Source organism: Streptomyces sp. NPDC092952 (assembly GCF_044754785.1).
Taxonomy (GTDB): domain Bacteria; phylum Actinomycetota; class Actinomycetes; order Streptomycetales; family Streptomycetaceae; genus Streptomyces.
This window is the reverse complement of sequence record NZ_JBIVPT010000006.1, coordinates 275701-298054: the sequence shown is the minus strand read 5'-3', so window position 1 is coordinate 298054 and position 22354 is coordinate 275701. Positions and strand designations below refer to the sequence as shown.

General features: G+C 71.4%; 21 protein-coding genes. 8 read left to right on the top strand and 13 right to left on the bottom strand.

What is annotated here, in order from left to right; genetic code table 11:
• Positions 1-85 precede the first annotated feature (85 nt).
• The 8 genes from ACIQGQ_RS17975 to ACIQGQ_RS17940 all read right to left on the bottom strand — a co-directional run bounded on the left by ACIQGQ_RS17975 (position 86) and on the right by ACIQGQ_RS17940 (position 7334).
• A complete protein-coding gene (locus ACIQGQ_RS17975) occupies positions 86-1417 on the bottom strand; it encodes a nucleobase:cation symporter-2 family protein (protein WP_402396920.1) in 1332 nt (443 codons plus the stop codon).
• Between the two features lie 382 nt (positions 1418-1799).
• A complete protein-coding gene (locus ACIQGQ_RS17970) occupies positions 1800-3191 on the bottom strand; it encodes an 8-oxoguanine deaminase (protein ID WP_402396652.1) in 1392 nt (463 codons plus the stop codon).
• 45 nt (positions 3192-3236) lie between these two features.
• Positions 3237-4634 carry a nucleobase:cation symporter-2 family protein gene (locus tag ACIQGQ_RS17965; RefSeq protein ID WP_402396650.1) on the bottom strand — a complete coding sequence of 466 codons (1398 nt, stop codon included), beginning with the start codon at positions 4632-4634 and terminating at the stop codon, positions 3237-3239.
• Positions 4635-4695: 61 nt separating this feature from the next.
• A complete protein-coding gene (gene pucL, locus ACIQGQ_RS17960; protein WP_402396647.1) occupies positions 4696-5628 on the bottom strand; it encodes a factor-independent urate hydroxylase in 933 nt (310 codons plus the stop codon).
• A gap of 5 nt (positions 5629-5633) precedes the next feature.
• Positions 5634-6026, bottom strand: a complete 393-nt coding sequence (gene uraH, locus ACIQGQ_RS17955; protein WP_352272873.1) for a hydroxyisourate hydrolase — start codon at positions 6024-6026, stop codon at positions 5634-5636.
• 5 nt (positions 6027-6031) lie between these two features.
• The gene (gene uraD / locus ACIQGQ_RS17950; protein ID WP_402396645.1) at positions 6032-6541 is read right to left on the bottom strand and encodes a 2-oxo-4-hydroxy-4-carboxy-5-ureidoimidazoline decarboxylase; all 510 of its coding nucleotides are present in this window, start codon (positions 6539-6541) and stop codon (positions 6032-6034) included.
• A 167-nt stretch (positions 6542-6708) separates the two neighbouring features.
• Positions 6709-7086, bottom strand: a complete 378-nt coding sequence (locus tag ACIQGQ_RS17945) for a helix-turn-helix domain-containing protein (protein ID WP_402396643.1) — start codon at positions 7084-7086, stop codon at positions 6709-6711.
• A complete protein-coding gene (locus ACIQGQ_RS17940; RefSeq protein WP_366300107.1) occupies positions 7083-7334 on the bottom strand; it encodes a thiamine-binding protein in 252 nt (83 codons plus the stop codon). Before ACIQGQ_RS17940 ends, ACIQGQ_RS17945 begins: the two co-directional genes overlap by 4 nt.
• 295 nt (positions 7335-7629) lie before the next feature.
• Between ACIQGQ_RS17940 and ACIQGQ_RS17935 the strand changes: the two genes are divergently transcribed.
• The 3 genes from ACIQGQ_RS17935 to ACIQGQ_RS17925 all read left to right on the top strand — a co-directional run bounded on the left by ACIQGQ_RS17935 (position 7630) and on the right by ACIQGQ_RS17925 (position 11080).
• Positions 7630-8469: a TIM barrel protein gene (locus ACIQGQ_RS17935; RefSeq protein WP_402396640.1), complete on the top strand. Its 840-nt coding sequence runs from the start codon at positions 7630-7632 to the stop codon at positions 8467-8469.
• Positions 8470-8514: 45 nt separating this feature from the next.
• Positions 8515-9414, top strand: coding sequence for a 2-hydroxy-3-oxopropionate reductase (locus tag ACIQGQ_RS17930; protein ID WP_402396637.1), 900 nt, complete (start codon positions 8515-8517; stop codon positions 9412-9414).
• A 208-nt stretch (positions 9415-9622) separates the two neighbouring features.
• Entirely contained in the window at positions 9623-11080 is a 1458-nt protein-coding gene (locus ACIQGQ_RS17925) for a catalase (protein WP_402396634.1), read from the top strand.
• Between the two features lie 238 nt (positions 11081-11318).
• Here the strand turns inward: ACIQGQ_RS17925 and ACIQGQ_RS17920 are convergent, their stop codons facing one another.
• Together ACIQGQ_RS17920 and ACIQGQ_RS17915 are read right to left on the bottom strand one after the other, a co-directional pair.
• Complete coding sequence (locus tag ACIQGQ_RS17920; RefSeq protein ID WP_402396631.1) at positions 11319-12026, bottom strand: B3/4 domain-containing protein; 708 nt, start codon at positions 12024-12026, stop codon at positions 11319-11321.
• A gap of 33 nt (positions 12027-12059) precedes the next feature.
• The gene (locus tag ACIQGQ_RS17915; protein WP_402396628.1) at positions 12060-12896 is read right to left on the bottom strand and encodes an EamA family transporter; all 837 of its coding nucleotides are present in this window, start codon (positions 12894-12896) and stop codon (positions 12060-12062) included.
• A 120-nt stretch (positions 12897-13016) separates the two neighbouring features.
• On the opposite strand from ACIQGQ_RS17915, the gene ACIQGQ_RS17910 reads away from it, so the two are divergent.
• Positions 13017-13592, top strand: a complete 576-nt coding sequence (locus ACIQGQ_RS17910) for a helix-turn-helix domain-containing protein (protein ID WP_402396626.1) — start codon at positions 13017-13019, stop codon at positions 13590-13592.
• A gap of 51 nt (positions 13593-13643) precedes the next feature.
• Here ACIQGQ_RS17910 and gcl read toward each other — a convergent pair whose 3' ends face one another.
• The gene (gene gcl / locus ACIQGQ_RS17905) at positions 13644-15428 is read right to left on the bottom strand and encodes a glyoxylate carboligase (RefSeq protein ID WP_402396623.1); all 1785 of its coding nucleotides are present in this window, start codon (positions 15426-15428) and stop codon (positions 13644-13646) included.
• A gap of 270 nt (positions 15429-15698) precedes the next feature.
• Here gcl and ACIQGQ_RS17900 point away from each other — a divergent pair, with 270 nt between their 5' ends.
• From ACIQGQ_RS17900 to ACIQGQ_RS17885, 4 genes are all read left to right on the top strand, one after another.
• Positions 15699-16427: a hypothetical protein gene (locus ACIQGQ_RS17900; protein WP_402396917.1), complete on the top strand. Its 729-nt coding sequence runs from the start codon at positions 15699-15701 to the stop codon at positions 16425-16427.
• Positions 16428-16557: 130 nt separating this feature from the next.
• Positions 16558-17973, top strand: coding sequence for an N-acetylmuramoyl-L-alanine amidase (locus tag ACIQGQ_RS17895; protein ID WP_402396621.1), 1416 nt, complete (start codon positions 16558-16560; stop codon positions 17971-17973).
• 147 nt (positions 17974-18120) lie between these two features.
• Positions 18121-18684: a GNAT family N-acetyltransferase gene (locus ACIQGQ_RS17890; RefSeq protein ID WP_402396619.1), complete on the top strand. Its 564-nt coding sequence runs from the start codon at positions 18121-18123 to the stop codon at positions 18682-18684.
• A 77-nt stretch (positions 18685-18761) separates the two neighbouring features.
• Positions 18762-18986 carry a hypothetical protein gene (locus ACIQGQ_RS17885; protein WP_385206301.1) on the top strand — a complete coding sequence of 75 codons (225 nt, stop codon included), beginning with the start codon at positions 18762-18764 and terminating at the stop codon, positions 18984-18986.
• Positions 18987-19018: 32 nt separating this feature from the next.
• Here the strand turns inward: ACIQGQ_RS17885 and ACIQGQ_RS17880 are convergent, their stop codons facing one another.
• Positions 19019-20626 carry an AMP-binding protein gene (locus ACIQGQ_RS17880; RefSeq protein ID WP_402396616.1) on the bottom strand — a complete coding sequence of 536 codons (1608 nt, stop codon included), beginning with the start codon at positions 20624-20626 and terminating at the stop codon, positions 19019-19021.
• Positions 20623-22299 (bottom strand): AMP-binding protein, encoded by a 1677-nt coding sequence (locus tag ACIQGQ_RS17875; RefSeq protein WP_402396613.1) that lies wholly within the window; start codon positions 22297-22299, stop codon positions 20623-20625. The genes ACIQGQ_RS17880 and ACIQGQ_RS17875 overlap by 4 nt, the downstream gene beginning before the upstream one ends.
• Positions 22300-22354 lie beyond the last annotated feature (55 nt).

The window sequence follows — 22354 nt, the reverse complement described above, 5'->3', positions numbered from 1 at the left end:
CGACGGACCTCGCGCGGTCCGTCGTACGCGCCGCCCCACCGTCCCGTACCGCCCCGAGCGGGACGGTACGGGCCCGGTCCACGGGTCAGTGCGCGACCACCGGGTCCGGGGCCGCCGCGCTCCGCCCGGGCTCCGGTGCCGGGGCGTCCGGCTTCCCGCGGCCCAGGTGGTTGAAGGCCAGGTTGAGCACGATGGCCACCACGCAGCCGGTGGAGATCCCGGAGTCGAGGACCACCAGGAGGTCCTTCGGGAAGGAGTGGTAGAACTCCGGCGCGGCGATCGGGATCAGGCCGACGCCCACGGCCGCGGCCACGATCAGCGCGTTCTCGCCCTTCTCCAGCGCGGCGGTCGCCAGGGTCTGGATGCCGCTGGCGGCGACCGTGCCGAAGAGCACGATGCCGGCGCCGCCGAGGACCGGCAGCGGGACGATGGCGATGACGGACGCGGCGACGGGGACCAGCCCGAGCACGATCAGGATGCCGCCGCTGACGGCGACGACGAAGCGGCTGCGGACCTTCGTCATCGCCACCAGGCCGATGTTCTGGGCGAAGGCGCTGCACATGAAGCCGTTGAAGAGCGGGCTGAGGGCGCTGCCCAGGGTGTCCGCGCGCAGGCCGCCCTCGATGGTCCGCTCGTCCGCCGGCCGGTCGACGATCTTGCCGAGCGCGAGCATGTCCGCGGTGGACTCGGTCATGCAGACCAGCATCACGATGCTCATGGAGACGATCGCGGCGACCTCGAACTGCGGCGCCCCGAAGTGGAACGGGGACGGGAAGCCGAAGAGACCGGCGTCCTTGATCGCGCCGAAGTCCGCGATGCCGACCGGGATCGCGATCAACGTACCGGCGACCAGGCCGAGCAGGATGGAGATCTGCTGGAGGAAGCCGCGCAGCAGCTTCCGCAGGGCCAGGACGATCACCAGGGTGACGGCGGCCATGATGATGTTGGTGGTGGAGCCGTAGTCGGCGGCCCGGGCGTTGCCGCCCTGCGCCCAGTTGAAGGAGACCGGCAGCAGCGAGACACCGATCAGGGTGATCACGGTGCCGGTGACCACGGGCGGGAAGAAGCGGACCAGTTTGCAGAAGTAGGGGGCCAGCAGGAAGCCGAGCAGGCTGGCGACGATGATCGCGCCGAAGATGACCGCGATGCCGTCGTGCCCCCGGTCCTTGCCGATCGCGACCATCGGGGTGACCCCGGCGAACGAGACCCCGTTGACGAACGGCAGCCGGGCTCCGATCCGCCAGAAGCCGAGGGTCTGGAGGAGGGTGGCGATGCCCGCGGTGAACAGGCTCGCCCCCATGAGGAACGCGGTCTCCTTGGCGGTGAGGCCCACGGCGGGCCCCACGATCATCGGCGGGGCCACCACGCCCGCGTACATCGCGGCCACGTGCTGGAGGCCGCTGGTGAACATCTTCAGTGGGGGGAGGGTCTCGTCGACCGGGTGCTTCCCGCCTGCCGGGGCGGCGGGTTCGGGGCCGGAAGGGGATACGGGCGATGCGGCGGATGCTGCGGATGCGGGGGCTGCTTCGTTGCGAAACCTGGGCGTGGCTGCCACGGCGGTTCCTCCGGTCGGTTACACGTCTGCGGTGACGTGGGTGTCAGGGAGGTGGTGCAAGAGGGGCATTTGATCTGGTGGGGCAGGTCGTGCAGCTGGTGCGGGCAGCTCCGTGCGCCGGTGCGGGGGCGCGTACTCGTGGGTACGCGCCCCCGCACCGGTTGCCGCGGACCCGTCTCGGGTCCACGGCGGCCGGCCGAGGGCCGTCCCCCTCGGCCGGCGGTATGGGGATACCGCGGGAGGGTCAGGCTCCGGCGGCGATCCGGGCCAGCCGGCGGGCCTCGTCGCGGGTCGCGCGGGCGATGGTGTCCTCGTCGGCGGTGACCAGGTGGTTGTCCTCGACGACCGGCTTCCCGTCGACGAGGGAGAGGGTGACGGGGGCCGCGGCGCCGAAGACGAGCGCGGTCACCGGGTCGGCGATGGAGGCGTGGGCGAGGGTGTCGAGCTTCCAGAGGACCAGGTCGGCGAGTTTGCCCGGCTCCAGGGAGCCGATCTCGTCGGCCCGGCCGAGTACCCGGGCGCCGCCATGGGTGCCCAGGCGCAGGGCCTGACGGGCGTTCAGGGCCTTCTCGCGGTGGGCGCCGAGGCGGTTGATGAGGAGGGCGTTGCGCAGTTCGGTGTGGAGTTCGCCGGACTCGTTGGAGGCGGTGCCGTCGACGCCGAGGCCGACCGGGACCCCGGCGGCGAGCATGTCGGGTACCCGGGCGATGCCGGCGGCGAGCCGGGCGTTGGAGGAGGGGCAGTGCGCGACGCCGGTCCCGGTGCGGGCGAAGGCGGCGATGTCGGAGTCGTTCATGTGGACGCAGTGCGCCATCCACACGTCCTCGCCGAGCCAGCCGGTGGACTCGAAGTAGTCGGTCGGGCCCATCCCGAACAGCTCGTGGCAGAACTTCTCCTCCTCCACGGTCTCCGAGCCGTGGGTGTGCATGCGCACGCCCTTGCGCCGGGCCAGTTCGGCGCCCTGCCGCAGCAGTTCGGTGGAGATCGAGAACGGGGAGCAGGGTGCGGCGGCGACCTGGGTCATCGAGCCGAACGACGCGTCGTGGTGGGCGTCGATCGTCGCCTCGGTGCCGGCCAGCGCGCCGTCGAGGGACTCCACGGCGAAGTCCGGCGGCAGCCCGCCGTCCGCGGCGCCCCGGTCCATGGAGCCGCGGGCGAGGGTGAAGCGTACGCCCATGTCGCGGGCGGCCCCGATGATGGCGCCGGACAGGTCGCCCGCACCGCGCGGGTAGACGTAGTGGTGGTCCATGGCGGTGGTGACGCCGCCGCGGGCCATCATGGCGAGCGAGCCCTGGGCGGCGGCCCGGACCATCGGTTCGTCGATGCGCGCCCAGGTCGGGTAGAGGGCGACCAGCCAGTCGAACAGGTTGTGGTCGGTGGCCAGTCCGCGGGTGATCCACTGGTAGAAGTGGTGGTGGGTGTTGACCAGGCCGGGGGTGGCCAGGTGTCCGGTGCCGTCGACGCGGCGTACGACGTTCTCCAGGTTCCTCGGGGCCGGTCCGGCTCCGATGGACTCGATCGTGTTGCCCGCGACGACGATGTGTCCGTCGGCGTACTCGGTGTCGTGGGCGTCGACCGTGGCGATGGCGACGTTCTCGATGACGGTGCGGGAAACGGGGGCTGCCGAAGGTGCCATGGGGCTTCCTTCCGGTGTGGGTGGCGGTACGGGCACGGCAGGACCCTAGGAGGATTTGAGTGCCGCGGCGGAGGTGGCGCCACGGGTGCCGAGATGGTGGAAGAACAGGTTCAGCACCACGGCGGCGAGAGCGCCCGCGCTGATGCCGGAGCCGAGTACGGTCTGCGCCCAGGCCGGGAATCCCGCGTAGAAGGCGGGAGAGGCGAGCGGGATGATGCCCGCGCCGAGCGAGACGGCGACCAGGATGATGTTGGAGCTGTCGTCGAGCCCGGCCTCGGAGAGCGTCCGGATGCCGCTGACCGCGATGGAGCCGAAGAGGACGATGCCCGCGCCGCCGAGGACCGGCATCGGCACGGTGGAGACGACCGCGCCGAGGACCGGGAAGAGCCCGAGGACCAGGAGCGCGCCCCCGGCCGCGGCGACGACGTAGCGGCTGCGGACCCGGGTCAGCGAGACGACTCCGACGTTCTGGGCGAAGGCCGAGGTGGGGAAGCCGCCGAAGACGGGGCCGAGGAAGGTGGCCAGTCCGTCGGTGCGCAGCCCTCGGGTGATGGTCCGGCCGTCGGTCTCGCGCTCGCAGATCTCGCCGATGGCGAGCATTCCGGCGCTGGACTCGGTCATCAGGACGAGCATCACCAGGCAGAGCGAGATGATCGCGGCGGGCTGGAACTGGGGGGCGCCGAACGCGAAGGGGGCGGGCAGCGCGGCAACGGGGGCGCTGCCGAGCGCGCCGAAGTCCGCCATGCCGAACGGGATCGCCGCCAGGGTGCCGATCAGCAGGCCCAGGAGGAGGGCGACCTGCTTGACGAAGCCGCGGCCGAAGCGCTGGATCAGCAGGATGACGACGAGGGTGAAGGCGGCGAGCGCCAGGTTCCGCATGGTGCCGAAGTCGGCGGCGCTCTTGTCGCCGCCCTGGGCCCAGGCGACCGGTACCGGCATCAGCGTCACCCCGATGAGGGTGATGACGACGCCCGTGACCAGGGGCGGGAAGAAGCGCAGCAGCCTGCCGAAGAAGGGGCCGACGGCCAGGCAGAAGAGCCCGGCGACCATGACCGCCCCGTAGATCGCGGGGAGTTGGTCGCCCGGGGCGTTGGTCTCGGCGATCGCGAGCATCGGCGCGATGCCGGCCGAGGAGGCGGCGTTGACGAAGGGCAGCCGGTTGCCGGCGAAGCCCTTGACGCCGAGGGTCTGCAGGAGGGTGGCCACACCGGCGATGAGCAGGCTCGCGGCGATGAGCCGGGTCTGGCCCGCGGTGTCGAGGCGGACGGCCTGGCCGATGATGAGCGGGGGTGTGACCACTCCCGCGTACATGGCGGCGATGTGCTGGAGCGCGGCCGGGACGAGCCGCGAGGGGTGGAGCTTCTGGTCGACCGGGTGGACCTCGGGTCCGTCCGGTGCGGTGGAACAAGGGCCTTCTGTCGGCCGCTTTGCAGGCGTTGCCATGGCTGTTCCCTCCGGTGGCGCACCCCCGCCGGCTACCGGCGGCGGGGGTGCGCGCCCCGCGTCAGAGGTTGGTCATGTCGACCGGGATGTGCGGCTCGCAGCCGTCACGCAGGATGGTGGCCTCGATCAGGCCGTAGGGGCGGTCGGCGGCGTAGTACACGGCGCCGTCCTTGGCTTCGTTCTCCAGGCCGAAGGCGGAGAGGTCCTGCCGGAAGTGGTGCTTGTTGGGGGCGGAGAAGCGGATCTCGTCGATCTCGCTGCGGTTGTTGATGACCCGCGAACCCATCTGGTACAGCGTCTGCTGGAGCGAGAGCGAGTACGTCTCCACGAAGGCGTGCAGGATGTGCTTCTTCGCCTGCTCGTAGGACTTCTCCCAGTGCGGCATGCGCTGCTCGTCACTGGTCCAGTTGTGCCGCCACCAGGTCGACAGGGAGGTGGCGAGGATCCGGTCGTAGTCCTCCTGGAGCGTGGTGTACTTGTCCTTGATGTAGCCCCAGAACTCCGAGTGGGTGGAGTTCATCACGGTCAGGTCCTTCAGCCCGGACAGGACCTCGAACTTCTCGCCGTCGTAGGTGATCTGCGCGAGCCGGGTCTCCTGGCCCTTGCGGACGAAGGAGTGCTTGACGTCGTCGGCGCCGATGAACCTGGAGTTGCTGTCGGAGCCCGCGATGCGCTCCCAGGCGTACTCCTCGATGCGGATGCGCGCGCGGTGGATCGACGGCTGGCTGTCCACGAAGTGCCGGGCGAGGTGGATGCCGTACTGCTCGGCCGACTCGATGCCGTACTCCTTGGCGAACGCGAAGCAGGTGTTCTTCGTGGTGTCCGTGGGGAGGCAGTGGGCGTTCGAGCCGTTGTAGTGGACGTCGGCCAGGTCGCCGGAGAGGGCGACGGAGACGTTCAGGTCCTTGATGTGGTGGGTGTCGCCGTCCCGGGTGATCTTGACGACGCGGTTCTCTGCTTTGCCGTACTGGTTCTGGCCGAGAATCGTGGGCATGTCTGCTAGCTCCCTCGGTATACGGAGTAGCCGAACGGGTTGAGCAGCAGCGGTACGTGGTAGTGCTCGCCCGGAGTGACGGCGAAGGCGATGGTCACCTCCGGGAAGAACGCACCGCTGTCCCTTACGCGGGGGGCGTCCTGCTGCGCCTCGGCTTGCTTCTTGCTGGCGAAGTACGTCTCGGTGTCGAAGTCGAGGCGTACGTGGGTGGTGCCCTCCGGCAGTGCCGGCAGGTCCTTGCAGCGCCCGTCCGCGTCGGTGGCCGATCCGCCGAGCGCGGTCCAGGGCGCGTCGCCGCCGCTGCGGGCGGCGAGCGTGACGGCGACGGACGCGGCGGGACGGCCGATGCTGGTGTCCAGGATGTGGGTGGACACCGATGCGGTGGTGTCGGTGCTCAAGACCGTCACTCTCCTTCGGTTGCGAGACGGGTCAGCCGGATACGGTTGATCTTGCCCAGCTCGGTGCGCACGATTCCGCGCTCCTGCTCGGGCGAGTTCCCGATCCGGGACTTCACCGCATCGCGCATCTGCTCACCGGTGGCCCCGGTGGCGCAGATCAGGAAGACATGTCCGAACCGCTCCTGGTAGGCCAGGTTGAGTTCGAGCATCTCGGCCTTGAGTTCCTCCGTGGCGTCGGCCATGCCCCGCTGTTCGCGGGAGGAGGTCGGGTCCTGGGGCTTCGGGCGGCCGATCGGCGGGTGGGCGGCCATCGCCTCGGCCAGATCCCGCTCGTCCAGCGCCGCCGTGGCGGTGTCGGAGGCGAGCAGGAGGGCCTCGGCGGAGGCGTACGGTCGTCGGGAGAGGATCGCTCTTCCCCAGGCCGCACTGGCACACACCTCGTGCAGGGTGGTGGTGGCCTCGTCGTCCGCCAGGGTGTTGAACCGGGCCAGGCCCGGCGTGGAGCTCGAAGTCACGGGAGCCTCCGTGGCTGGTGTGCGCTGTGCGTTGTCGCTTCGCGTCGGTCGGGCTGCGGATAGCTAACGCCCTCCGGAACACAACGTCAACACTTTGTTGAAATTCCGCGAACGAAGAGGGCCGCCGCCCGGTTCCCCGAACGACGGCCCGCCCCTTGACGCCTCAACTACTCGGCTTTGGCGCCATTTTCCCTGTTCAGGTAGTTGTAAACGGTGAAGCGGCTGACGCCCAGCGCGCCCGCCACCGTCTCCACCCCGTGCCGCACGGAGAAGGCGCCACGCGCCTCCAGAGCGCGCACCACCGACTGCTTGGTCCGCCGGTCCAGCTCGGCGAGCGGCATACCGTGCCGCCGTTCCATGGCGGCCAGGATGTGGTCGAGCGACTCCGAGAGCTGGGGCAGCCGTACGGCTATGACGTCCTCGCCCTCCCAGGCCAGCACGACGTCGTCGCCCTCCGCCTGGTCGGGGCCGAGCAGCTCGGCCCCCATGGCGTCGACGAGCGGCTTGACCGCGGTGACGAGCGGGTGGTCGGCCGGTTCGGTCACTGGGAACCCTCCCCGATCACGTTGACCTGGAGGGAGACCCGGGTGGCACCGGACGCCAGGGCCTGGCGCAGCAGCGCGTCCACCGCGGTCAGCACTTCGTCGGCGCGGCCCTCCGCCGTGTTGCCGAAGGGGCCGACGTCCACCGAGTCCAGGTCGGCCGCCTGGATGACCTCGCGGGCCACGACCGCATGAGCGGGTGCCTCGTCGAGATCGAAGGGTTCGGTGGTGAACTCCACTCTCAAACGCACTGTCTCTCCTCATGCGCCGGCCGCGCGGCCGCGGCCCGGTTCCGCGGGTCAGACCTTAACGGACCCCGGGTGCGGCCGTACGCGAACGGCGACCGCGACGGGATCGGGCACCGGCGCGGCCGCCACCGCCGGACCCCCTGCCCGGCTCCGCGCTCGCGGCCTCGCCGCCGTCGATCCGCGGGCGGAGCTCCCGGGACCGAATTCCGGGCACCCCCTTGACAGCTTCCGGACCTCCGGGCAATCTTCCGTTACGTAGAAACTAACTTCCGCAATACGGAAGGAGCGCCGAACCCTCATGGGCTACCCGGACCAGCGCTTCGATGTGAACCTGTCGATCCTCTTCACGGAACTCCCGCTCCTGGAGCGCCCCGCGGCAGCCGCCGCGGCCGGCTTCACGGCGGTCGAGCTGTGGTGGCCCTGGATCGAGACCCCCACCCCTCCGCAGGCCGAGCTCGACGCCCTCAAGAAGGCGCTCGACGACGCGGGCACCCGGCTGGTGGGGCTGAACTTCTACGCCGGACGGCTGCCCGGCCCGGACCGCGGCGCGCTCTCCGTGCCGGGCACCGAGTCGGACCGGTTCCGCGCCAACATCGAGGTGGCGGCCGACTTCGCCGCCTCGGTCGGCTGCGGGGCGCTCAACGCGCTGTACGGCAACCGGGTCGACGGCGTGGACCCGGCGGAGCAGGACGAACTGGCCCTGGAGAACCTGGTGCTCGCCGCCCGCGCCGCCGACCGGATCGGCGCGGTGCTCCTGATCGAGACCCTCAACGCCCCGGAGTCCCCGCACTACCCGCTGGTCAGCGCCCCGGCCGGGGTCGCCGTCGTCGACAGGGTCAACGCGGCCACCGGGCTCGGGAACGCGAAGTTCCTGCTGGACCTGTACCACCTGTCGATGAACGGCGAGGACCTGAGCCGGGTCGTCGCGGCGTACGCCGACCGGACCGGCCACGTCCAGATCGCCGACAACCCGGGGCGCGGCGCGCCCGGCACCGGCACGCTCCCGCTGGAGCAGCTCCTCGACGAGCTGGCGAAGGCCGGCTACGACGGCTGGGTCGGCCTGGAGTACAAGCCCGGCGACCGGCCGAGCGCCGACGCCTTCGACTGGCTCCCGGCCGCCGCGCGCCCCGCCCGCTGAGCCGGCGCGTCCCCCTCGTACACACGCATATCGGAAGGCACCCTCATGAGCAACACCCTCCCCAAGGTCGCGTGGATCGGGCTCGGGATCATGGGCTCCCCCATGTCGGAGAACCTGATCAAGGCCGGGTACGACGTCACCGGGTACACCCTGGAACAGGCGAAGATCGACCGGCTGGCGGCGGCCGGCGGCACCGGCGCGGCCTCCATCGCCGAGGCGGTCCGGGACGCGGATGTCGTCATCACGATGGTGCCCGCCTCCCCGCAGGTCGAGGCGATCGCCTACGGCCCGGACGGCATCCTGGAGAACGTCCGCCCCGGCACACTGCTGATCGACATGTCCTCGATCACCCCGCAGACCTCCGTGGACCTCGCGAAGAACGCGAAGGACAAGGGCGTACGGGTGCTCGACGCCCCGGTCTCCGGCGGTGAGGCCGGTGCGATCGAGGCAGTGCTCTCGATCATGGTCGGCGGCGAGCAGGGCGACTTCGACGCGGCCCTGCCCCTCTTCCAGGCCCTCGGGAAGACGATCGTGCTGTGCGGTCCGCACGGCTCCGGCCAGACGGTGAAGGCCGCCAACCAGCTGATCGTCGCGGTCAACATCCAGGCCTGCGCCGAGGCCGTGGTCTTCCTGGAGAAGTCCGGGGTGGACCTGGCCGCCGCACTGGACGTCCTGGGCGGCGGACTGGCCGGTTCGACCGTGCTGGCCCGCAAGAAGGACAACTTCCTCGAGCGGGACTTCGCCCCGGGCTTCCGGATCGACCTGCACCACAAGGACATGGGCATCGTCACCGACGCCGCCCGCAACGTCGGTGCCGCGCTGCCCGTCGGCGCCGTGGTCGCCCAGCTCGTCGCCTCACTGCGTGCGCAGGGCGACGGCGGACTGGACCACTCCGCGCTGCTGCGCGCGGTCGAGCGGCTGTCGGGCAGCCCCGTCCAGGACTGACCGCCCCACCCCAGACTTCCGGACGGCGTCGGCGCTGACACCTGTCCTGTCGCGCCCAGGCGTCGGCGCCGTCCGGAACACCCCTTCACCTCACCCTCTCCAGAAATTCAACAAACTGTTGACGTCGGGTTCGGGGCGTACTTACGCTCCTGGAGCCCCAAGGGCGTCGTAGTTCAGCAGCTCCCGTACGGAAGGTCGCCCCGACACCATGACGCAGCGTGTGCTTACGACCGAGTCCGGCGCTCCGGTCGCCGACAACCAGAACTCCGCCACCGCAGGCGTCGGTGGCCCGATCCTCCTCCAGGACCAGCACCTGCTGGAGAAGCTGGCCCGCTTCAACCGCGAGCGCATTCCGGAGCGCGTGGTCCACGCCCGCGGCTCCGGCGCGTACGGCTACTTCGAGGTGACCGACGACGTCACCGGCTTCACCCGGGCCGACTTCCTCTCCGGCATCGGCAAGCGCACCGAGACGTTCATCCGCTTCTCCACCGTCGCCGACTCCCTCGGCGGCGCGGACGCGGTGCGCGACCCGCGCGGCTTCGCCCTCAAGTTCTACACGGACGAGGGCAATTACGACTTGGTCGGCAACAACACCCCGGTGTTCTTCATCAAGGACCCGGTCAAGTTCCCCGACTTCATCCACTCGCAGAAGCGCGACCCCTTCACGGGCCGTCAGGAGCCGGACAACGTCTGGGACTTCTGGGCCCACGCGCCCGAGGCGACGCACCAGGTCACCTGGCTGATGGGTGACCGGGGCATCCCCGCCTCGTACCGTCACATGAACGGCTACGGCTCGCACACGTACCAGTGGACGAACGCCGCGGGCGAGGCCTTCTTCGTCAAGTACCACTTCAAGACGAACCAGGGCGTGCGCTCCCTGTCCAGCGAGCAGGCCGCCGAACTGGCCGGCAAGGACGCCACCTCGCACCAGACGGACCTGCTCCAGGCCATCGAGCGCGGTGTGAACCCGTCCTGGACGCTGTACGTGCAGGTCATGCCGGCCGCCGAGGCGGCGGACTACCGCTTCAACCCGTTCGACCTGACCAAGGTGTGGCCGCACGGCGACTACCCGCTCCAGCGGGTGGGCCGGCTGGTCCTGGACCGCAACCCGGACAACGTCTTCGCCGAGGTCGAGCAGGCCGCTTTCTCGCCGAACAACTTCGTGCCCGGCATCGGCCCTTCGCCGGACAAGATGCTCCAGGGCCGGCTGTTCGCCTACGCGGACGCGCACCGCTACCGGCTGGGCGTCAACCACACCCAGCTCCCGGTGAACGCGCCCCGCACCGCCGTCGTGGACAACTACGGACGCGACGGCCTGCACGCCACCCGTAACGGCTCCCGCCACGACAAGAACTACGAGCCCAACTCGTACGCGGGCCCGGCCCAGACCGACGCCGCGCTCTCCGCCCCGCTCGCGATCCACGGCTGGACCGGCACCCACGCGGCGCCCGCCCACACCAAGGACGACGACTTCTTCCAGGCGGGCGAGCTCTACCGGCTCATGTCCGAGGAGGAGAAGGGGCGCCTGGTCGCGAACATCGCCGGCGGGCTGTCCCAGGTGGGCCGGGACGACGTGATCGAGAAGAACCTCGCCCACTTCCACGCCGCCGACGCCGACTACGGCCGGCGCGTCGAGGAGGCCGTCCGCGCCCTGCGCGAGGACTGATCCCTCCTCCCCCGAGCCCTGCCCGTGCCGCGCACCTGGATGAGGGGTGCCGCGTGGCGCGGGCAGGACGAGGCCGCGGCGGTGTGCGACGCCAGTGCGGTGGCGAGGCCCGGAGGCCTTCCGTCCCCTGACCTGAAGCGGACGGGAGCTCCCGGGCCGGTCGCCACCGCCGCGGCCCCTGTTGTGTCTGCTGTTGTGTTTTTTGTTGTGTCCGTGTTGTGTCCGTCGGTACGCCGGTTCAGACCGTGACCCGCGGATGTGCGGGACCGAGGCGGTGGACGGCGCTCCGGTCGCAGTGCCCGGCGAGCAGTTCCCGCAGCTCGCCGACGGCGGCCTCGACGAGGTGGCCGTCCCGGCCCGCGTGGAGGGTTTCGAGGATGAAGGCGACGCGGGTGGAGTCCTCGGTGACGCGGGTGCGGTGGGCGTCGCGGTGGTTCCAGTGGCGGGTCAGTACGCCGGTGGTGTCGGTGTAGACGATCTCGCCGGCCTTGGGCGTCTCGACCGTGCCGGGTTCGCCGAGCGGGGTGAAGGCCTCGGTGCCGTGGGCGTACCGGATCCCGACGTCACCGGTGACCCGGTCGAGGTCGAAGGCCCCGGCGGGCAGACCGTGGCGGACGGAGACCGCGTTGTAGGTGTCGACGGCCGGATTGATCCGGGGCAGCGCGCCCTTCTTCGCCAGGCGGCGGCCGAGCGCGTCGACACTGGGCCGGATCCGGCGGGGGTTGGTGCCGAAGGAGCGGTAGGCGGTGTGCCACGCCTCGATGCGCGGGTCGCTCTCGTCGGCGGGCCGCCACTCACCGGCGGCGAGGCGTCGCTCCAGCTCGTCGACGGCGGCCCCGGTGGCGGGCCAGGGCTCGTGGCCGCGCAGGCCGGTGGCGGTGACGACGGCGACAAGGGTGTCGGGAAAGGCGTTCGCGACGGCGGGGTCGATACCGAAGGTGGTCACAGGGATCCGTTCCTGGGTGGTGCGGGCGTGGGGTCAGGCGAGGGCGAGGAGGCCGACGGCGACGGCGGCGGTGCCCAGACCGATCAGCTGTCCCCGGTGGACGCGTTCGGCGAGGACGCCGCGGGCGAGCAGGACGGTGCCCGCCGGGTACAGGGCCGTGATCACGGCGACGACGGCCAGGTCGCCGCCGCGGGCGGCGAGCAGGAACAGCAGGTTGGCGACCGAGTCCAGCACACCGGCCCCGGCCGCCATCGCGTACGCGGGCCTGCCCGGCCCGAGCCGCCGGTACATCACGGCGGCCGCGGCCAGGGTGACGGCGGAGGAGACGGCCCGGCCGGTGATCAGCGGGCCGACGCCGCTGTCCGGCGGAGCCTGGTGCAGGCAGACCAGTTGCAGGGCGATCGCCGCCCCGGCGCCGAGGGCCAGCAGCAGCGCGGTGCGCGACGGGCGCACGCCTCCCGCGCCGTGCCCGGCGCTGACCAGCACCACCGCGGCCAGCGCCAGCGGCAGACCGATCAGCCCGGCCGGCCCCAGCCGCTCGCCCTGGGTCAGCCCGACGCCTACCGGCAGCATCGCCGAGACCAGCGCGGTGACGGGGGACAGCACGTTCATCGGCCCGATCGCCAGCGTGCGGTACAGCAGGGCGAACGCCGCCGCCGACGCGACACCGGACGCCGCGCCCCACGCGAGGGCGGCGGGCGCGAAGGAGGCGCCGAGGAAGGGCCACAGCAGCAGCTCGACGGTGAGCGAGGCCGGTGCGGCGATCATCACGGTGCGCAGCACATGGGCCCGGCGGCTGCCGAGGCCACCGAGGAAGTCGGCACATCCGTAGGCCAGGGAGCTGCCCAGAGCCAGCAGCAGAGCGATCACGGCTCACGCATCCCTTACTATCAATAGAACGACCACACCGTACAACGCACCGACCATGGCGTGTCAACCGAACGACCGCACGGTGCATCGTGGCGACCGACCACCGAAGGGGCGAGTGCGATGGCCGAGACCGAGGCGGCGCTGCGGACGCTCGCGCACAACGTCCGCGCGGCCCGCGTCCGCGCCGGACTGTCCCTGGACGAGCTCGGCCGCCGCGCCAAGGTCAGCAAGGGGGCCCTGGTCGGCCTGGAGAAGGCCCAGGGCAACCCGAACTTCGCCACCCTGGTCCGCCTCGCCGACACCCTGGGCGTCCCGGTGTCCGCGCTGGTGGAGGGGCCGGCCGAGGCGCGCGTCCGGGTCGTGGCCGCCGACGACGTCGCTCCTCTGTGGACCGGGGAGCGGGGCGGCGAGGCGCGGCTCGTCCTGACCACCCCGGGGCCCGCCCCGGTCGAGGTCTGGCGGTGGCGGCTGGAACCCGGCGAGACGTACCCCAGCCACCCCCACCAGGCGGGCGTCGTGGAGACCGTCAGTGTCACCGCCGGGCGGATGGTGCTCGTCGTCGACGGCGCGGAGCACACCGTCGAGGCCGGGCAGACCGCCACCTTCGCCGCCGACACCGCTCACGCCTACCGGGGTTCCGGAACCGGGACCTGCCACCTGATCATGACCGTCCATCTGCCCCCCGGCCCCGCGTAACGCCCCCGCCCCCGGACGCGACGGGGGCGGGGGCGACGGGGCGTGCGGGCGTCAGGAGGCGGCCAGCGGGCGGACGGCGGTCGGCGCGTGGGCCGGTTCCGTCGCCAGCTCCTCGAACTCGTTGACGGACGCGATGTCCGTACCGCTCATCGCGATGTTGGTGACCCGCTCCAGGATCGCCTCGACGACCACCGGCACCCGGAACTCCGCGGCCAGCTTCTTGGCCTCCTCGAAGGCGGGCAGCAGTCGGTCGGGCTCGGTGACCCGGATCGCCTTGCACCCCAGCCCCTCGACGACCTTGACGTGGTCCACGCCGTACACGCCGAGCTCCGGCGAGTTGATGTTCTCGAACTCCAGGTTGACCTGGAAGTCGATGTCGAAGTTGCGCTGCGCCTGGCGGATCAGCCCCAGGTAGGAGTTGTTCACCAGGACGTGGACGTACGGGATGCGGTGCTGCGCGCCGACGGCCAGCTCCTCCAGCATGAACTGGAAGTCGTAGTCGCCGGAGAGAGCGACGACCGAGCCCTCCGGGTCGGCGGTGGCGACGCCCAGCGCGGCCGGGATCGTCCAGCCCAGCGGGCCCGCCTGGCCGCAGTTGATCCAGTGGCGCGGCCGGTAGACGTGCAGCATCTGCGCACCGGCGATCTGGGAGAGGCCGATGGTGGTGACGTAGCGGGTCTCGGGACCGAAGGCCCGGTTCATCTCCTCGTACACCCGCTGCGGCTTCAGCGGCACGTTGTCGAAGTGCGTGCGGCGCTGGAGGGCGGCGCGGCGCTCCTGGGTGGACGCGGCCCACTCCGAGCGGTCCTTGAGCCGTCCGGCCGCCTTCAGTTCGCGGGCCACCTCGATGAACAGCTCCAGGGCGGCGCCGGCGTCGGAGGCGATGCCGAGGTCGGGGGCGAAGATCTTGCCGAGCTGGGTCGGCTCGATGTCGACGTGGACGAACGTCCGGCCCCGGGTGTAGACGTCGAGCTTCCCGGTGTGGCGGTTGGCCCAGCGGTTGCCGATGCCGAGGACGAAGTCCGACTCCAGGAAGTTCGCGTTGCCGTAGCGGTGCGAGGTCTGGAGGCCGACCATGCCCGCGTTCAGCCCGTGGTCGTCGGCGATCGTGCCCCAGCCCATCAGGGTCGGGACGACCGGGACGCCGGTGAGCTCGGCGAACTCCACCAGGAGTTCGGAGGCGTCGGCGTTGATGACGCCGCCGCCCGCGACGATCAACGGCCGCTCGGAGGCGTTCAGCAGCTCCAGGGCGCGCTCGATCTGCTTGCGGCTCGCGGCGGGCCGGTGCACCGGCAGCGGCTCGTACAGCTCGGGGTCGAACTCGATCTCGGTGAGCTGGACGTCGATCGGCAGGTCGACGAGGACCGGGCCGGGGCGGCCGCTGCGCATCAGGTGGAAGGCCCGCTGGAGGACGCCGGGGACCTGCGCGGCCTCCAGGACGGTCGTGGCGGCCTTGGTCACGGGCGCCGCGATCGAGGCGATGTCGACCGCCTGGAAGTCCTCCTTGTGCAGCACGGCGGTCGGGGCCTGGCCGGTGATGCAGAGGATCGGGATGGAGTCGGCGATGGCCGAGTACAGGCCGGTGATCATGTCGGTGCCGGCCGGCCCCGACGTACCGATGCAGACGCCGATGTTGCCCGGGCGCGCCCGGGTGTAGCCCTCCGCCATGTGGGAGGCGCCCTCGACATGGCGGGCGAGCGTGTGGTGGACCCCGCCGGCCGCCTTGAGGGCCGCGTAGAACGGGTTGATCGCCGCACCGGGCACACCGAACGCGTTGCTGACGCCTTCGCGCTTGAGGATCTCAACTGCCGCTCGGGCGGCGGTCATTCGAGGCATGGGAGCTCCTGGTCGGACCTGGTGGAGTCGGGCTCTGTCGCGCCGGCCTGAGAGCACCAATTCCGCATTACGGAAAATTGATTCTGTTATACGGAAGTCAATGTAAAGCGCGCCCCAGCGGCCGTCAAGAGACGGCGCACGGCGCCGCCGGGGCACGCCGGAAGGCCGGAAACACGCCGGTGCACTCCCCCGCGACGGCACTCCTGGTGGACGATGGGGGCCGAGACGGAGCCGGCCGGAGGGGAAGCCGGGCGGCGGAGGGAGACCATGGTGGAACCCGTGCCGGTACGCTGCCCGGCCTGCCGCCGCGAGCACGGCTACCGACCGCCCTCCCGCCCCTGCCCCTGCGGGGCGCGGACCACCCCGCGGGTACTGCCCGGCACCCCGGCCGTCCGGATCACCCGCCCGACCGGGGAGGACGACCGGGTGACGGTGCGCTGCGAGACCTGCGGGCGCCGGGACCGGTGGCCCCGGCCGGAGCTGCACTGCCCCTGCGGAACGGTGCTGCGCGTCCCGGTCCGCCCGGCCCCGGACCCCGGCCCCGACGCGGCACCCGAAGCCCCGCCCCGGCCCGCCGCGCCCGCCCACATACCGCTGCCGCGCACCGCCCCGGCCCCGCGCCCCGCCTTCCCGGCCACCGCCATCCGCGACGCGGGCGACGCCCTCGCCACCGCGGCCCGGTACCTGGGCTGGCTGGGCTACCACGACGTGGCCCGGCCCACGCGCCCCTCGGCCGCCCGGATCGACCTGCGGGCCACCGGGGTGATGGCCCAGGTCGACACGGTCTCCCGGCCGACCGCACCGCGCGACGTCGAGTGCCTCTGGCTGAACGCGCTCAGCGCCCAGGTCACCGGCGTCCTCTTCTCGCTCTCCGGGTACGCGCCGCACGCGGTGGCCCGGGCGGACGCACTGGGCGTACCCCTGTTCACGATGGACGCGGCAGGCACCCCTCGGCCGGTCAACGGCCCGGCCGACGAGCTGCTCAGCACCGGGGGCTAGCTTCCAACTACCGCTCACGGAAAGGGAGTTGTCGGAGATTCTCATCCCCGACACGAGCCCAAACGACTGTCATGGCCTCGACATGCTCGATACGCTGCGGTGCTTTCCGCCTCCACGACCAGGAGTACTCATGCCCAGACGATTATCGACAGCAGCCGGAATCCGCACGGCAGTGCTGGCCGTCGCCGTCGCCGCCGCCCTGTCCACGACCGGGCTCCAGGCCACCGCCGCCGCCCCGTCGCGGGACCGCGCCCCGGTGAACACCGCCTTCGCGCAGGCGGCGGAGAAGTACGACGTCCCCCGGGACCTGCTGGCCGCGGTCGGCTACAGCGAGACCCATCTCGACGGCCATGACGGCAAGCCGAGCCAGGACCTCGGATACGGCGTCATGCATCTGGTCAGCAACCCCGTCAACCACTCCCTGGAGAAGGCCGCCAAGATCACCGGCCGCTCCTCCGCCGAACTGCGCCGCAGCACCGCGGCGAACATCGAGGGCGGCGCCGCCGTACTGCGCGCCCACGCCGACGCGCTGGGCCTCGACCGCGCCGAACGACGCGACGTCAACGCCTGGTACCCGGTCGTCGCCCGCTACAGCAACGCCGGGGGAGCCACCGCCGCCCTCTACGCGGACACCGTCTACGAGTTCCTCGCCAAGGGCATCGCCGCGGTGGCCGAGGGCGAGAAGGTGACCGTCACCGGCCGCAGCGTCGCCCCGGACAAGGGCGCGTACAAGGACAGCGGCAGCCGCAACGGCTTCGGCACCACGAGCACGGACTACCCGCCCGCGCTCTGGGTCCCGGCCTCCCCCAGCAACTACGACTCCGGGCGCACCGAGGCGATCCGCGCGATCGTCATCCACGTCACCGAGGGCTCGTACGCGGGCACGGTCAGCTGGTTCCAGAACCCGGCCTCGGAGGTGAGCGCCCACTACGTGGTCCGCTCCTCGGACGGCGAGGTCACCCAGATGGTGCGGGACTCCGACACGGCGTGGCACGCGCGTTCCGGCAACCCCTACTCCGTGGGCATCGAGCACGAGGGCTTCATCGCCGACCCGAGCTGGTTCACCGACACGATGTACCGGTCGTCGGCCGCGCTCACCAAGCACCTGGCCGACCGCTACGGGATCCCCAAGGACCGCGCCCACATCGTGGGCCACGTCGAGGTTCCCGGCAACGACCACACGGACCCGGGCCCGAACTGGAACTGGGACTACTACATGCAGCTGGTCGGAGGCTCCGGCGGCAACCCGCCCCAGCCGGGGGACCGCTACTGGGTCGACACCTTCGCCGACGCACCCGGTTACCCCTCCCCGACCAGCACGGCACAGACGGGCGTCCTCAAGCAGGGCACCAACTACGTCTTCTGCAAGGTCCTGGGGCGTGAGATCCGCGACTCCGCCGGGAACTACAACCACTGGTGGCTGCTCACCGACCTCGACGAGGGTCCGGCCAGGCAGTACGTCTCCGCGTACTACCTCTCGCGCTGGGGCAACGACGAAGCCCGTGACAACACCGGAGCCGAGATCCCCACCTGCAAGGACGCCTGACCCGACGCCGGTCCTCCCGCGGTCCGCCCACGGCGGGGACCGGCGCCGTCCGGAGAACACCACCACCCGTGCCCGTGCCCGCGCCCCGTCACCGCCAGGCCGTCCGGCCACTCGGAACGCGGCCTCCCCGGGCTACATACTGGGCGCATGCACATCCGTACCGCCCGCCGCGCCGACCTTCCCCTGCTCCAGGAGATCGAGCGTGCCGCCGGTGAACCCTTCCGCACACTCGGCATGGACACCATCGCGGACGACGACCCGCCCCCGCTCGACCTGCTCGACACCTACCGGCGGGCCGGCCGCGCCTGGGTCGCCGTGGATCCGGCGGACCGCCCGGTCGGCTATCTGATCGCCGACCCGGTCGACGGCGCGGTCCACATCGAGCAGGTGTCCGTGCACCCGTCGGCCGCGCGCCGCGGAGTGGGCCGCGCACTCATCGACCACGTCGCCGGCTGGGCGGGCGGGCGCGGCACGGCGGCGCTCACGCTCACGACGTTCGCGGAGGTGCCCTGGAACGCGCCGTACTACGCCCGCCTCGGATTCCGCGTACTGGACGAGGACGAACTCACCGACGGGCTGCGGCGGATCAGGGCACAGGAGGGCCAACACGGCCTGGACCGCTGGCCACGGGTCTGCATGCGGCGCGCCGTCCCCCGTCCCACCGGCCCCACGGACCCCCGGCAGCTCACCGGAGCCGACCGGCAACAGTGAGTGCAATCGGTCACGTTCGGCTCTGAGGGGCCACAAATGTTCGGCCGGTGTCAGTGGCCACCTCTAAGGTAGTGGTCATGGCTTTAACTCCACGTCACACACCGTCCGGCGACCGCCCGCGCACGTCCGGGCCGGCCACCTCGTCCGCCGCGCGGGCGAACGAGGCGATCCGCGCGTTCGTCGACGCGCAGGCGACCCAGGAGTGGTCCCCCGTGGAGTCGGCCGCCGCCTATGAAGTACTGCTGATCGAGTGGGCGGCCGCGACCCGGGATGCCGGCGGCGGCATCATCGAGGCCGCCTGACGGCCCCGGGAGCGGCCCCCTCGCGGGGCCGTCTACTCCCCGTACCCCTCCCGCAGTTCGATCTTCCGGACCTTCCCGCTGACCGTCATCGGGAAGGCGTCCAGGATCCGCAGCCGCCTCGGGATCTTGTAGTGCGCCAGCTGCTCGCGGCAGAAGTCCGCGATCTCCTCCAGGGTCGGCGGCAGCGCCGGGTCCCTCGGGATGACACAGGCCAGGATCTCCTCGCCGTAGGTCTCGTCCGGAACGCCCACCACCTGCACATCGGCGATCTTCGGATGGGCGTAGAGGAACTCCTCGATCTCCCTGGGGTAGACGTTCTCGCCACCCCGGATGATCATGTCCTTGATCCGGCCGACGATCTGTACGTAGCCGTCCTCCCGCATCACCGCGAGGTCGCCGGTGTGCATCCAGCGGCCGGCGTCGATGACCTCGGCGGTCCGCTCCGACTGCTCCCAGTAGCCGAGCATCACGCTGTAGCCGCGGGTGCACAGCTCACCCGGTACGCCGCGCTCCAGCGTCACCCCGGTCACCGGGTCGACGACCTTCACCTCGATGTGCGGCATGACCCGGCCGACGGTGCCGGTGCGGCGCTCCAGGTCGTCGTCGCGGCGGGTCTGGGTGGAGACCGGTGAGGTCTCCGTCATCCCGTAGCAGATGGACACCTCGTCCATGTGCATCTCGGCGACGACCCGCTTCATCACCTCGACCGGGCAGGGGGATCCTGCCATGATCCCGGTGCGCAGCGAGGAGAGGTCGTACGCGGCGAAGTCCGGGAGGTTCAGCTCCGCGATGAACATGGTGGGCACCCCGTAGAGCGAGGTGCACCGTTCCCGCTGCACGGCGGCGAGCACCGTTCCGGCCTCGAAGGCCGGGGCGGGTATGACGATGCAGGCGCCGTGCGAGGTGGCGGCGAGGTTCCCCATGACCATGCCGAAGCAGTGGTAGAAGGGGACGGGCAGGCAGATCCGGTCCTGCTCGGTGTAGGCGACCTGCTCCCCCACGAAGTACCCGTTGTTGAGGATGTTGTGGTGGGAGAGGGTGGCGCCCTTGGGGAAGCCGGTGGTGCCGGAGGTGTACTGGATGTTGATCGGGTCGTCGCAGGACAACTCGGCTTCTCTGGCTCCGAGTTGCTCCACCGTCACGGCCTGCGCCCCGGCCAGCAGCTCCTCCCAGGACGGGTCGCCGATGTAGTGCACGGCGCGCAGCTCCGGGCAGTCGGCGCGGACCTGGCCGACCAGGGCGCGGTAGTCGCTGGTGCGGTGCGCGAGCGAGGAGGCCAGCAGGGATATCCCGGCCTGCTTCAGGACGTACGCCAGCTCGTGGGCGCGGTAGGCCGGGTTGATGTTGACCATGACGGCGCCGATGCGGGCGGTGGCGTACTGCACGAGTACCCACTCCGGGCAGTTGACCGCCCAGATGCCGACCCGGTCGCCCTTGGCCACGCCGGACGCCATCAGGGCGCGGGCCAGCTCGTCGACGGCGGCGCCGAACTCCGTGTACGTCCAGCGCCGTCCGGAGGCGACGTCCACGAGCGCCTCGCGGTCGCCGTACGCCTCGATCGCGCGGTCCAGGTTGCGGCCGATGGTGTCACCGAGCAGCGGGGTGGCGCCGGTGCCGTGGGCGTAGGAGAGTCCGGTCATCGCAGATCGCCCTCGTCGTACTCGGTGCCGGTGCCTCGGGCGGTGCGCTCGCGCAGCTCGATGCGGCGGATCTTGCCCGAGACGGTCTTGGGCAGCTCGGCGAACTCCAGCTTGCGGACGCGCTTGTACGGGGCGAGGACCGCCCGGGAGTGCTCGAACAGCGCCTTCGCCGTGTCCGGGCCGGGCTCCCAGCCCTCCGCGAGGACCACGTACGCCTTCGGGACGGCGAGCCGGACCGGGTCGGGCGCCGGTACGACGGCGGCCTCGGCCACCGCCTCATGCTCCAGCAGCGCGCTCTCCAGCTCGAAGGGACTGATCTTGTAATCACTGGCCTTGAACACGTCGTCGGCCCTGCCCACATAGGTGATGTAGCCGTCGGCGTCGCGCGAGCCGATGTCGCCGGTGCGGTAGTAGCCGCCGGCCATCGCCTCGGCGGTGCGGTCCGGGTCGCCGTGGTAGCCGGTCATCAGGCCGAGCGGGCGGGCGGACAGGTCGAGCGAGATCTCGCCCTCGGCGGCGCCGGGCTCGCCGGTGACCGGGTCCAGCAGCTCCACCTTGAAGCCGGGGCTGGGCCGCCCCATCGAACCGGCCTTCAGCAGCTGGCCGGGGGTGTTGGCGACCTGGACGGCGGTCTCGGTCTGGCCGAAGCCGTCCCGGATGGTGACGCCCCAGACGCGCCGGACGGTCTCGATGACCTCCGGGTTCAGCGGTTCACCGGCCGCGACGACCTCGCGCGGCGGGGTCTTCAGCTGGCCGAGGTCGGCCTGGATCAGCATCCGCCAGACGGTGGGCGGGGCGCAGAAGCTGGTGACGCCCGAGCGGTCCATCTCGGCCATCAGCCGGGCCGCGTCGAACCGGGTGTAGTTGAAGATGAAGACGGTCGCCTCGGCGCTCCACGGCGCGAACAGGTTCGACCAGGCGTGCTTGGCCCAGCCGGGCGAGGAGATGTTGAGGTGGACGTCCCCCGGCTTCAGGCCGATCCAGTACATCGTCGCCAAGTGGCCGATGGGGTACGAGACATGGGTGTGCTCGACGAGCTTGGGGCTGGCGGTGGTGCCGGAGGTGAAGTAGAGCATCAGCGGCTCGTCGGCGTCGGTCTCCCGGTCCGCCTCGAAGCTCTCCGGCTGCTCGTCGGCCCCGGCGTACGCGAGCCAGCCGGGCACCTCCGCGCCGACCGCGATCCGGGTGTAGTCGCCGGGCACCTCGTCGAACTTGGCGGTGTCGGCGTCCCGGACCAGGACGTGCCGGACCCGGCCGCGCTCCACCCGGTCCCGCAGGTCGACCGGACCGAGCAGCGGGGTGGCGGGGATGACCACGGCGCGCAGCTTCATCGCGGCGAGGGCGGTCTCCCACAGCTCGACCTGGTTGCCGAGCATCACGAGGATCCGGTCCCCGGCCCGTACGCCCTGGGCGCGCAGCCAGTTCGCGGCCCGGTTGGAGCGGGCGGACATCCGGGCGAAGGAGACCTCGGTGCGGCCGCCGTCCTCCTCGACGATGTGCAGGGCGGTGCGCTCGTTGTTCTCCGCGATGGCGTCGAACCAGTCGAGCGCCCAGTTGAAGTGATCGGTCCTGGGCCAGCTGAAGCCCTCGTACGCCGCTTCGTAGTCCTCGCGGTGCTTCAGGAGAAAGTCCCGGGCGGCCCGGAACGTCTCCGTCGCACTGGTTGCCGACATGTGCCCTCCTCAATTGCGGACCGGACCGGTCACTTAGCATCATTCAAACAGTGAC

What these genes read in the sequence shown, in the direction of transcription:
- ACIQGQ_RS17880 (WP_402396616.1), bottom strand. Translation starts at nt 20,626, where the DNA reads ATGACCGGACTCTCCTACGCCCACGGCACCGGCGCCACCCCGCTGCTC.
- ACIQGQ_RS17895 (WP_402396621.1), top strand. Translation starts at nt 16,558, where the DNA reads ATGCCCAGACGATTATCGACAGCAGCCGGAATCCGCACGGCAGTGCTG.
- ACIQGQ_RS17930 (WP_402396637.1), top strand. Translation starts at nt 8,515, where the DNA reads ATGAGCAACACCCTCCCCAAGGTCGCGTGGATCGGGCTCGGGATCATG.
- ACIQGQ_RS17885 (WP_385206301.1), top strand. Translation starts at nt 18,762, where the DNA reads ATGGCTTTAACTCCACGTCACACACCGTCCGGCGACCGCCCGCGCACG.
- pucL (WP_402396647.1), bottom strand. Translation starts at nt 5,628, where the DNA reads ATGCCCACGATTCTCGGCCAGAACCAGTACGGCAAAGCAGAGAACCGC.
- ACIQGQ_RS17875 (WP_402396613.1), bottom strand. Translation starts at nt 22,299, where the DNA reads ATGTCGGCAACCAGTGCGACGGAGACGTTCCGGGCCGCCCGGGACTTT.
- ACIQGQ_RS17970 (WP_402396652.1), bottom strand. Translation starts at nt 3,191, where the DNA reads ATGGCACCTTCGGCAGCCCCCGTTTCCCGCACCGTCATCGAGAACGTC.
- ACIQGQ_RS17890 (WP_402396619.1), top strand. Translation starts at nt 18,121, where the DNA reads ATGCACATCCGTACCGCCCGCCGCGCCGACCTTCCCCTGCTCCAGGAG.
- ACIQGQ_RS17910 (WP_402396626.1), top strand. Translation starts at nt 13,017, where the DNA reads ATGGCCGAGACCGAGGCGGCGCTGCGGACGCTCGCGCACAACGTCCGC.
- ACIQGQ_RS17925 (WP_402396634.1), top strand. Translation starts at nt 9,623, where the DNA reads ATGACGCAGCGTGTGCTTACGACCGAGTCCGGCGCTCCGGTCGCCGAC.
- ACIQGQ_RS17935 (WP_402396640.1), top strand. Translation starts at nt 7,630, where the DNA reads ATGGGCTACCCGGACCAGCGCTTCGATGTGAACCTGTCGATCCTCTTC.
- ACIQGQ_RS17965 (WP_402396650.1), bottom strand. Translation starts at nt 4,634, where the DNA reads ATGGCAACGCCTGCAAAGCGGCCGACAGAAGGCCCTTGTTCCACCGCA.
- gcl (WP_402396623.1), bottom strand. Translation starts at nt 15,428, where the DNA reads ATGCCTCGAATGACCGCCGCCCGAGCGGCAGTTGAGATCCTCAAGCGC.